Raw genomic sequence first — 10640 nt, 5'->3', positions numbered from 1 at the left:
TAGTTCAATCCTTTGCTTCATCTCCAAATGTTGCTAAAAACTCTTCATATTCCTGTTTTAGTTTAAACAATTCATCGGTAATATTAAGAGCTGCCAGCACTGCAATTCGGGTGCGGCTCAAATTAGGGTAATCTTTGGAAAGGTTAAACATCTCCCTATCAACATATTGAGCTACTTTTTTAATATAGTCGACAGATGCCGTGCCTCTTAAATAATAATCTTCACCATTTATATTTACTTTAACCCTATTTAAGGGTTTAGCTTCATTAGGCATCCCAACCACCCTTAGTATTTATTATCGGTTTTTTAACATCTAATATTAATATTCTTCAAATACCGATGAAATCCTTTATTCTCTCAAAGTAGCATTGAATTTATCTTGAAGATGTTTTGTTATTTTCTCAATGATTTCGTTGACTTCAGTATCTGTAAGAGTCCTGTCTTCTGCTCTAAAGACCAGTGAAAAGGCAATGCTCTTATAACCTTTGGCTATCTGGCCCCCTTGATATATATCAAAGAGTTCTACTCTTTCCAAGAGATTGCCTGCACTTTCTTTTATAGTATTTATTACATCTCCTACAAGAACTTTTTCATTTACTACTATTGCTAGATCACGATCAGAAGTTGGAAATTTAGGTAGTGGTTCAAATCCTACTTTACCGGAGGCATTACTTAATATTATATCAAGATCTAATTCTGCTATATAAACTCTTTTACTTATTTCGTAATTCTCCAATACATCAGGGTTTATTTCTCCTGCAAATCCGATTACATCATTACCCAATACAATTTTAGCGCATCTGCTCGTATGGAAAGCAAAATGCTGTTCTTGAAGGAAATTATAGTTTTTAATCCGCAACTTTTTAAATAGCGTTTCTATTACTCTTTTTAAATCATAAAAATCCATCGAGTCATCACATAAGCCGATAGCAATTCGCTTATTTTCATAAGGCAGCTCCTTAAGCGGCAATTCTTTAGGTAAATAAGCAGCACCAATTTCGAAAAATCTTAGTTCATCTACTTTGTGGTTCAAGTTAAAACTTATAACATCAAGTATATTTGGCATAAGCGTAGTTCTCATTATGCTATGTTCTTCTCCCAGGGGGTTTAAAAGCGTGATAGCCTGCCTTAGCGAACTGTTTTGCGGTGCATTTATGTTGTCAAAAACTTTTGGACTTATAAAAGAATATGTGTATATTTCAGAATACCCATTATACACTAATACATCCTTTATCTCATTTATATATTTCTGATGATCACTTAATTTACCATGTGTTACATTACCTGTTGGTAAAGTAATAGGTAGCCTGTCGTAACCATACATTCTCCCGATTTCCTCAATTATATCTGCTTCCTCTACAAGATCTGACCTGAAAGTAGGAACAATTACCTTCATACCATCTGCCGTGGAATTAACCGTAATTTCCAAGCGGTTTAATATATCTACCATTTCATTTGTAGGAATATCTGTTCCGAGCACACTATTTATTTTATCCGGATTAAAAGGTATTTCTTTTGGAGCGGTTTTCCCGGGAAAAACATCAATGTATCCCTTTAAAACTTTTCCGGCTCCGAGCTGTTCTATAAGCTCACAAGCCCTATCGGCAGCTTGCAAACAAATATTTGGGTCAATGCCTTTTTCAAACCTCATAGACGATTCCGACCTCAGCCCCAGCTGCTTTGATGTTCTGCGTATATTAGGGCCAAAGAAATTAGCTGATTCTATAAGTACACACTTGGTTGACGAAGTTATTTCAGAATCGGCTCCGCCCATTACTCCGGCAATGCCCAGAGGTTTTTTACCATCTGTAATTAGCAACATACTCTCGTTTATTTCGCGAATATTGCCATCCAGTGTTTCTATTTTTTCAGATGTCTTCCCACGACGAACAATAATCGAATGTCCTTCGACTTTATCATAATCAAAAGCATGAAGTGGCTGTCCCATTTCCAGCATTACATAGTTTGTAATATCTACAATATTGTTTATAGAACGAACACCACAGGTTTGAAGTCGTCGCTGCATCCACAAAGGTGATGGTTCTATAACAATGTCTTTCACCAAGCGGGCTACATACCTGTTGCACAAATCTTCGGCTTCTATGTTTATATTCACATTATCTTTAACACAGTCTTCAGCTTCTTCTTTTAAGTTTATCTCAGGTATCCTAAAATTAGATTTGAAGGTCGCTGCCGTTTCACGGGCTACACCTACAATGCTTAAGCAATCAGGGCGGTTGGGAGTTATTTCAAAATCGATAACTACATCCTCTAAATTAAGATAGTCTTTAATATCCTTCCCTACCGGAGCATCTTCGGGTAATATTAATATTCCATTTTGCATCTCTTTAGGCAAGCCATGATCGTCTAATCCTAATTCTTCTGCCGAACACAGCATTCCAGCCGATTCTATGCCACGAAGTTTAGATGTTCTAATCTTTTTACCGCCTGTTATGGTCGAACCATGCAGGGCTACAGGAACTTTATCCCCTGCTTTTATGTTTGTAGCTCCCGTTACAATTTGAATGGTTTCTTCCCCTGTATTTACATATACTATTACTAGTTTATCGGCATCCGGATGTTTTTGGACTGTTTGAATTTCGCCAATAACTATATTCTTAATATCTGTTCCCCAATACTCGATGCCCTCAACGTTCGAACCAGACATAGTAAGTCTTTTTGAAAGTTCTTCAGGTTTTTCATTTATATCAACAAAATCTTTTAACCAGCTAATTGGTACCAGCATTTGAACTCCTCCCTTAAAACTGCTTTAAAAATCGCAGGTCATTTTCATAAAAAAGTCTTAAATCATTTATGCCATATTTAAGCATAGCTATTCTTTCTACACCCATGCCAAAGGCAAAGCCGTTTATTTTTTCAGGGTCGTGGCCCACATTGCAGAGAACATTAGGATGCACCATGCCACAACCGAGTATTTCCAGCCAACCGGTATAAGAGCATACACGGCAGCCTTTCCCCTGACAGGCTATGCATGATATATCCATTTCAGCACTGGGCTCTGTAAAAGGGAAAAAATGAGGACGAAATCGGGATTTTCGATCATGGCCAAACATCTCATGTACAAAAGCAACAAGGGTCCCTTTAAGATCGCCCATGGTAAAGCCTTCACCTATGGCAAGACCCTCCACCTGATGAAACATAGGAGAATGTGTGGCATCTACAGCATCAGATCTAAAAACCCTGCCAGGCGCAATAATCTTCAACGGCGGTTGTTGTTTTTCCATAGTTCTTATTTGAACCGGTGATGTCTGGGTTCTAAGCAAGATTTCATCGGTTATATAAAAAGTATCCTGAACGTCTCTGGCCGGGTGATCCGGCGGTGTATTTAAAGCCTCAAAATTATAGTAATCAAGTTCAATCTCCGGTCCTTCCGCTACTTGATATCCCAAGCCTATAAATATGTCTCTGATTTCATCCATTATCAAGGTAAGCGGATGCCTGCTGCCTAAGGAAACTTTTGTGGGAATAGTCACATCAATAAATTCCTGTTGCATTTTACTATCTTTTAAAGTTTTCCTTAGTTGCTGCATTTTCTCAGAAATCTTTTGCTCTAAGTCTGCCTTTACTTCATTTGCTAATTTACCGATAATCGGCCTTTCTTCCGGAGTTAATTTAGCCATATCTCTGAGTATCTGAGTAAGTTCACCCTTTTTACCCAATATCTTCACTCTTAGCTCATTTAATTCATCGATATTATCAGACTTGGATAAAATTTCTAAGGCCTTTTCTTTTAAGTGCATTAAATCTTCTTTCAAGTTGACTAACCTCCTGTATAAAATTAAATAACAAAAAAACTTCCGTCCAGCTAGGGACGAAAGTTTCCTTCCGTGGTACCACCCTTTTTTAGTTTGAAATACAAACTCTCACAAATTCCGTAACGGCGAAAACCGGGGAGATTTACTACCTATTAGGCTTCGATCTCCCTGCTTCAGAGCGAACTTCGGCGGATTCTCCCTGCAAAGGCTTACAGTCTTTGACCTTCGCTCCCTAAAAGGATCCTCGCACTTACTCTCTCCTTCATAGCATTTCATGACATTAGCAATTCTCTATAAATAAGATAAGCCGTAATAGACCCGGTAACCTCAAAAATATTCCAAAAAAATTCGGCTATAGGCACTGTGCTCCACCCTTTCCTAAGGTTTACACACACATATTATAGCACAGCATAAAACTATTTACAAGCTGTGGGTACAGGCTTAATCCTTTGTTTTACCGCTTCAAAAACCATAATTCCATGGGCTATGGCGACATTTAAAGACTCAGCGCTGCCTGGCATTGGAATTTTAACCAGTTCATCGGAAATACGAACTATTTCTTTTGAAACCCCTTCATCCTCAGAGCCCATAACTATTATGGTACAAGCCATGTAATTTACATCATAATAAGGCTTTTTAGCCTTCAAATGTGTTGTTACTACTTTCCCGCCTTTTTCTTTTAATTCAATGAGCGTTTTTATCAAATCGTCAGTTTGAATTATTGGTACATGAAATAGGGAGCCCATAGCAGAGCGTACAACCTTAGGATTATATATATCTACACATTTTTGTCCAATAACAATTGCATCGGCACCGGCAGCATCAGCTGTTCTTATTATCGTCCCCATATTGCCCGGGTCCTGTATTCGATCCAGCGCAATCATCAGGAAATTTTCTTTTTGTACATCTTCGATATTTGTATCCTTGAAATTTATAACTGCCATGATGCCTTGAGGTGTGACCGTATCAGTCAATTCGTTAAATAGATTGTCTCTTACTTGATATAATCGGTTTGGGCAAACCTGCTTGCTTAATATTTTAATGAAACCAATATTTGATTTAAAAAAATCATCAGATATGACAACAAACCTAACTTCATAATTTGATTTTATAGATTCAGCTACGTTTTTTAAACCCTCAACAATAAAACAGCGATTTTTCATTCTGGCTTTCTTGGATTTTATTAAATCTTTAACTAGTTTTTGTTGCTTTTTAGAAAGTTGTTTTATCATTTTTTTACCGACACCCAGCCATTATGAGATGCTTCCATATCATATACATCATAAATGCTTTTCCATGTTTTCAATATCGTGTTTTTGCCCGACTACTGCAAGCACATCGCCTTTTAAAATGACATCATCACCATTAGGTGATATGATTACATCGCCATCGCGTTTTATAGCAATAACATTTAAGCCATACTTGCGTCTCATATTGAGCTGACTAAGGCTCTTATTAAACCAAGACGATATAGCACTTATCTCTATAATAGAATACTCAGGCGAAAGCTCTATATAATCAAGAATATTAGAGAGGGTTAAATTATGTGCTACTCTGATACCCATATCCCTTTCAGGAAAAACTATCCTGTCTGCACCTATTTTATATAACACTTTTCCATGCAGCTCATTCTGTGCCTTTGCTACTACATATTTAATGCCCATTTCTTTTAATATCAGTGTAACCAGTATACTAGCCTGAATATCATTTCCTATGCTCACCACTGCCACATCAAAATTTCTAACACCCAATGCCCTTAATGCATTTTCGTCCGTTGCATCAGCTTTAACAGCATGTGTGATACTGTCAGCTACATTTTGAACTATTTCCTCATCAATGTCAATTCCAAGTACATCGTGGCCTAAGTCATACAATGTCTCAGCTAAACTTAATCCAAACCTGCCCAACCCTATAACAACAAATTGTTTCAATACAATCGCCTCCGCATCTTATCCAACCAGAATTCTTTCTTCCGGAAATCTTATCATAGCCTTGTTTATTCGGCTGCCGAGAGCCATGGCAAGGGTAAGCGGTCCTACTCGTCCTGCAAACATCGTTAAAATTATTATTATTTTACCAATACTTGTAAGTTCGGTAGTAATTCCTAAGGTTAAGCCAACTGTCCCAAAAGCTGAAGTCGTTTCAAAAAGAATTGATAGAAAGTCTGCTTTTTCAGTAATAGTCAGCAAAAATGAGCTTGTAAATACTAATAATAAAGCTATTACTCCAATAACCACAGCCTTAAATATATTATCCATAGGTACACGCCTTTGATAAATCTCAACATCTTCTTTGGAAGCAAGTATAGTGTAAATCATCATGATGATTATTGCAAATGTAGATGTTTTTATACCTCCTCCGGTAGAAGCAGGTGATGCTCCTATAAACATTAAAAATATCGTGAAATATTTTGACGGCATTGTCAAGTCCGAAAGATTGAGTGTATTAAAACCTGCCGTTCTTGCCGTTACTGATTGAAATGCCGCAGCTAAAATTTTTCCGGTTGGAGAAAGATTGCCCAATGTTTTAAGGTTAGAATACTCTAAGCAATAAAAGGTGATAAAGCCTGAAACCAATAATAGTAACGTCATCGTAATAACAACTTTAGAATGTAGGGAAAGATGTTTGAAATTTCTCTTTAGTAGGAGATCATGAATTACAGTAAATCCAAGCCCGCCAAATATTATTAGCCCCATTATTACACCATTTATTATTGGGTCTTCTACAAAAGGGGTAAAGTTTTTAAATCCTCCTATAAGGTCAAAACCCGCATTGTTAAATGCCGAAACTGCATGAAACACTCCATAGTAAATCCCTTTGCTTATACCATATATCTGTGTAAATCGTATAGATAAAAGTATTGCACCTATTCCCTCAAAAATAAATGTTGTAAGCAGTATATGCCGCGTTAATTTTACAAGGCCCGATAATGTAGATTGATTTAAAGCTTCCTGCATTACAATGCGCTCGCGGAGTGTTATTTTTTTCCCTAGCAGCAAAAAAATCAAGGTAGCCATTGTCATTATTCCTAGACCACCCATTTGAATTAGGCACATTATAACTATCTGACCAAATGTGGAAAATTGAGTTTGTGTATCAACAACCACCAAACCTGTAACACATACGGCAGATGTGGAAGTAAATAAAGCATTTAGAAAACCTATGCTCTGACCGCTCTTTGAAGCTGAAGGAAGATTTAAAAGAATACCTCCAACAAGTATTAAAGCAGCAAAACCGAATACAAGTATTTGAGTAGGTTTTAACTTTCTTAACCCGAAATGCAGTATCTTGATTTCAACCGCCTCCGAAAAGTCCAAAAAGCGACCGAAGCCGCTTTTTATTTACTGTTTGCCTTAGCGATATCTACTAATTGTGTAAAACCGTTAGCATCATTTATCGCCATTTCTGATAACATTTTGCGATTAATCTGTACACCGGCTTTTTTAAGCCCGTTAATAAACTTACTATAGGATATGCCGTTAGATCTGGCTGCTGCATTAATTCTAGCAATCCACAGCTTTCTAAAATCCCTCTTCTTAAGTTTTCTTCCTCTGTAAGCATGAGATTGAGCTTTGAGGACAGCTTGATTTGCCGGTCTGAATAATTTGCTTTTTGATCCTCTATATCCTTTTGCAAGCTTGATAACTTTTTTATGTTTTTTACGAGCAGTAACTCCTTTTTTAACCCGTGCCATACTTATCCTCCTTTAGCGTTCATTACATGTAAGGTATTACCTGTTTTATTCTCTTGTGATCTGCTTTGCTTAAAATTGCAGGTTTTCTCAAGTGCCTTTTTCTCTTGGAAGTTTTTTTGGTTAATATATGACTTTTATAGGCCTTTGACCTCTTTATTTTTCCCGTCTTTGTAACTTTAAATCTTTTTGCTGCACCCCTATGTGTTTTAACTTTTGGCATCAATATCACTCCTTATTTGTAGTTTGTTTTGGTGCAATTACCATAACCATATTTCTGCCTTCCATTTTAGGCGGTTTTTCAACCACACCCACTTCGCTTATGTTTTCAACCACTCTATTTAAAACCTCTTCACCCAGTTTTGTATGAGTCATCTGCCTGCCACGAAATCTTATGCTTACCTTTACTTTATCCCCATCTTTTAAGAATTTAATGGTATTTTTTAGTCTTACTTGAAAATCATGCTCATCAATAGTAGGATTCATTCTAATTTCTTTTACATTAATTACTTTTTGCTTTTTACGAGCCTCTTTTTCACGCTTACTCTGCTCATATTTATACTTCCCAAAATCCATAATTTTACATACCGGTGGCTTTGCATCAGATGATATTTTTACCAAATCTAGTTGAACTTCCTGGGCATAATGCAAGGCATCTTTTAATGACATAATTCCAAGTTGCTTTCCATCAGGGGATATTACTCTTACCTCTCTGTCTCTTATTTCATGGTTCACCTGGATGTCTTTGTCTTTGCTAATACTGTTCACCTCCAAAATTATAAAAATAAAAGGGGACAAGAAGAATCACTCGTCCCCGTTGAAATCTGTGGGATAATAACCTTATAAGCTTTCGCCATAAGGTGAGAATATATCTTCTGCTTAAATTACTTTATTATCTTTTCGCTACATCAGTAAATATATCACATATTTACCTTTAATGTCAATTAAATTTTGAGGTTAATATCAATACCTCGTCGATAAACGTTTCAATAGGTTTTTGCCCTACATCGCCTTTTTCTCTAGTCCGCACTGAAACCGTGTTTTCATTTGCTTCTTTGTCACCTACGATAAGCATATAAGGAATTTTTTTCATCTGTGCATCTCTTACCTTATAGCCTATTTTTTCATTTCTTTCGTCTACTTCCACTCGGATACCGGCTTCTTCCAACTGTTTCTTTACTTTATAGGCATAATCCATGTGTTTTTCACTTATGGGAAGAACCCTTGCCTGCACCGGAGCAAGCCAAACCGGAAAGGCTCCTGCATAATGTTCAATTAGTATTCCGATAAAACGCTCAATGCTTCCAAAGATAACCCTGTGAATCATAACCGGACGGTGCTTTTCACCATCTGCCCCGATATATGACAAGTCAAAGCGCTCAGGCATCTGGAAATCCAATTGAATGGTTCCGCACTGCCATGTTCTGCCTAAACTGTCCTTTAAATGAAAGTCAATTTTAGGGCCGTAAAAAGCTCCATCACCCTCATTAATCTTATATGACATGCCCTTCTTATCCAAAGCTCCTTGCAGAGCTGCTGTTGCCTGGTCCCATAGTTCATCAGAACCCATGGAATTTTCTGGTCTTGTGGACAGCTCTACATTATATTCGAAACCGAATATCTGATAAAAGTAGTCTACCAAATCTATCACGCCAATTATCTCATCTTCGATTTGAGAAGGCATCATGAATATATGTGCATCATCCTGTGTAAAGCACCTTACCCGCATAAGGCCGTGCAAAACTCCAGAAAGCTCGTGGCGATGCACCAAGCCAAGTTCGCCTAATCTAATTGGCAGATCTCTGTAGCTTCGAGAATCTGTTTTATACATGAGTATGCCTCCAGGGCAATTCATGGGTTTTACAGCATAATTCATATCATCAATTTTTGTAAAATACATATTTTCCTTATAGTGGTCCCAATGGCCAGATCTTCTCCAAAGCTCTTCATTTAATATGATTGGAGTTTTTATTTCTTGATAGCCTCTTTTACTATGTTCCTTGCGCCAGAAATCTGTCAACAAATTCCATATTATCATGCCCTTTGGATGGAAAAACGGAAATCCAGGACCTTCTTCGTGAATACTGAAAAGATCCAATTCTTTACCTAGTTTTCGGTGGTCGCGTCTTTTGGCCTCTTCTATGCGTGTTAAATATTCGTCCAGCATAGATTTTTTTGGAAATGAGATGCCATAAATCCTCTGGAGCATCTTATTATGTTCATCGCCCCTCCAATAAGCACCTGCCAGACTCGTAAGTTTAAATGCCTTTATCCTTCCAGTGGAAGGAATATGAGGCCCTGCACAAAGGTCCTTAAACTCGCCCTGCTGATAAAAGCTAATGGGTGCTCCTTCCGGAAGGGCTTCTACCAATTCTACCTTATATGGTTCATTTATTTTATTAAGTTCTTCTATAGCTTCTTCTTTAGATACATTTTTACGACAAAAAGCATAATCTTCGGCAATTATTTTAGCCATTTCCTGCTCTATTTTTTCAAGGTCCGATGGGGTAAAGCTTTCATCCCGGTCAAAATCATAATAAAATCCTTCATCGATAGCCGGACCTATGGCTAATTTCGTTTCGGGGAATAATCGTTTTACGGCTTGTGCCATAACATGTGACGAGCTATGCCAAAATACTTTGCGCCCTTCTTCATCTTCAAATGTCAAAAACTTTACATTACAATCTTTATCAACTTTCGAACTAAGGTCTTTAATAGCGCCGTCAACTTTAGCAGCCAAAGCTTCCTTGCCTAATTTCCTACTTATATTTTCGGCGATTTCAAGTAATGTAATACCTTTTTGATATACTTTTTCAACTCCATCTTTTAAACTCACTTTTACTTGTTCCATAATATCCCCTTCCTTTTGTCCTTAAGTACAGGTATGTTGCAAATATAATTTATTTTTTAAAATCAAAAACCTCGCATCCCTTAAGGGACGAGAGGTTTTCCCGCGGTTCCACCCTAATTTAAACTCATTTTAATAAAGGCTTACAGCCATAAAACTCCGAGTTGGTCTTCGGTCTACTATTCCCAGGGCTTTTGCAGCTTCCGGCCCCTCTCTTTAGAGAAAATCGTAAACTTACTCTTCCCTTCATAGTTTTTATATAAATAGAATTTCATTTATTATAATTCTAATGATTACTATTGTCAAGAGCATACTTACCGTATAC

11 protein-coding genes and 2 other annotated features are annotated in these 10640 nt (G+C 37.2%); all 11 genes read right to left on the bottom strand.

Annotation, left to right across the window (positions count from 1 at the left end; genetic code table 11):
* Positions 1–4: 4 nt before the first annotated feature.
* The 11 genes from TEPIRE1_RS03470 to thrS all read right to left on the bottom strand — a co-directional run bounded on the left by TEPIRE1_RS03470 (position 5) and on the right by thrS (position 10318).
* A complete protein-coding gene (locus TEPIRE1_RS03470; RefSeq protein WP_013777789.1) occupies positions 5–274 on the bottom strand; it encodes a cell division protein ZapA in 270 nt (89 codons plus the stop codon).
* A 75-nt stretch (positions 275–349) separates the two neighbouring features.
* Positions 350–2746, bottom strand: a complete 2397-nt coding sequence (gene pheT / locus TEPIRE1_RS03465) for a phenylalanine--tRNA ligase subunit beta (protein WP_013777788.1) — start codon at positions 2744–2746, stop codon at positions 350–352.
* 13 nt (positions 2747–2759) lie between these two features.
* Entirely contained in the window at positions 2760–3776 is a 1017-nt protein-coding gene (gene pheS, locus TEPIRE1_RS03460) for a phenylalanine--tRNA ligase subunit alpha (protein ID WP_013777787.1), read from the bottom strand.
* A gap of 49 nt (positions 3777–3825) precedes the next feature.
* Positions 3826–4051 (bottom strand) — a binding site (T-box leader).
* On the bottom strand, positions 4049–4138 hold the full coding sequence (locus TEPIRE1_RS14410; protein ID WP_013777786.1) for a YqzL family protein: 90 nt from the start codon (positions 4136–4138) through the stop codon (positions 4049–4051). (Overlaps the previous feature by 3 nt.)
* Before the next feature lie 54 nt (positions 4139–4192).
* Positions 4193–5008, bottom strand: coding sequence for a 23S rRNA (guanosine(2251)-2'-O)-methyltransferase RlmB (rlmB, locus tag TEPIRE1_RS03455; RefSeq protein WP_013777785.1), 816 nt, complete (start codon positions 5006–5008; stop codon positions 4193–4195).
* A 48-nt stretch (positions 5009–5056) separates the two neighbouring features.
* Positions 5057–5713, bottom strand: a complete 657-nt coding sequence (locus TEPIRE1_RS03450; protein ID WP_173391424.1) for a potassium channel family protein — start codon at positions 5711–5713, stop codon at positions 5057–5059.
* Positions 5714–5725: 12 nt separating this feature from the next.
* Positions 5726–7093, bottom strand: a complete 1368-nt coding sequence (locus TEPIRE1_RS03445) for a TrkH family potassium uptake protein (protein ID WP_013777783.1) — start codon at positions 7091–7093, stop codon at positions 5726–5728.
* A 20-nt stretch (positions 7094–7113) separates the two neighbouring features.
* Positions 7114–7470, bottom strand: coding sequence for a 50S ribosomal protein L20 (gene rplT / locus TEPIRE1_RS03440; protein ID WP_013777782.1), 357 nt, complete (start codon positions 7468–7470; stop codon positions 7114–7116).
* A gap of 22 nt (positions 7471–7492) precedes the next feature.
* Positions 7493–7690 carry a 50S ribosomal protein L35 gene (gene rpmI / locus TEPIRE1_RS03435; RefSeq protein ID WP_013777781.1) on the bottom strand — a complete coding sequence of 66 codons (198 nt, stop codon included), beginning with the start codon at positions 7688–7690 and terminating at the stop codon, positions 7493–7495.
* A 5-nt stretch (positions 7691–7695) separates the two neighbouring features.
* Positions 7696–8265 carry a translation initiation factor IF-3 gene (infC, locus tag TEPIRE1_RS03430; protein WP_013777780.1) on the bottom strand — a complete coding sequence of 190 codons (570 nt, stop codon included), beginning with the start codon at positions 8263–8265 and terminating at the stop codon, positions 7696–7698.
* A gap of 142 nt (positions 8266–8407) precedes the next feature.
* Entirely contained in the window at positions 8408–10318 is a 1911-nt protein-coding gene (gene thrS, locus TEPIRE1_RS03425; RefSeq protein ID WP_013777779.1) for a threonine--tRNA ligase, read from the bottom strand.
* A gap of 80 nt (positions 10319–10398) precedes the next feature.
* Positions 10399–10574: a binding site (T-box leader), on the bottom strand.
* Between the last annotated feature and the right edge of the window lie 66 nt (positions 10575–10640).

The organism is Tepidanaerobacter acetatoxydans Re1 (assembly GCF_000328765.2).
GTDB lineage: Bacteria > Bacillota > Thermosediminibacteria > Thermosediminibacterales > Tepidanaerobacteraceae > Tepidanaerobacter > Tepidanaerobacter acetatoxydans.
This window is presented reverse-complemented; position numbering and strand designations above follow the sequence as displayed.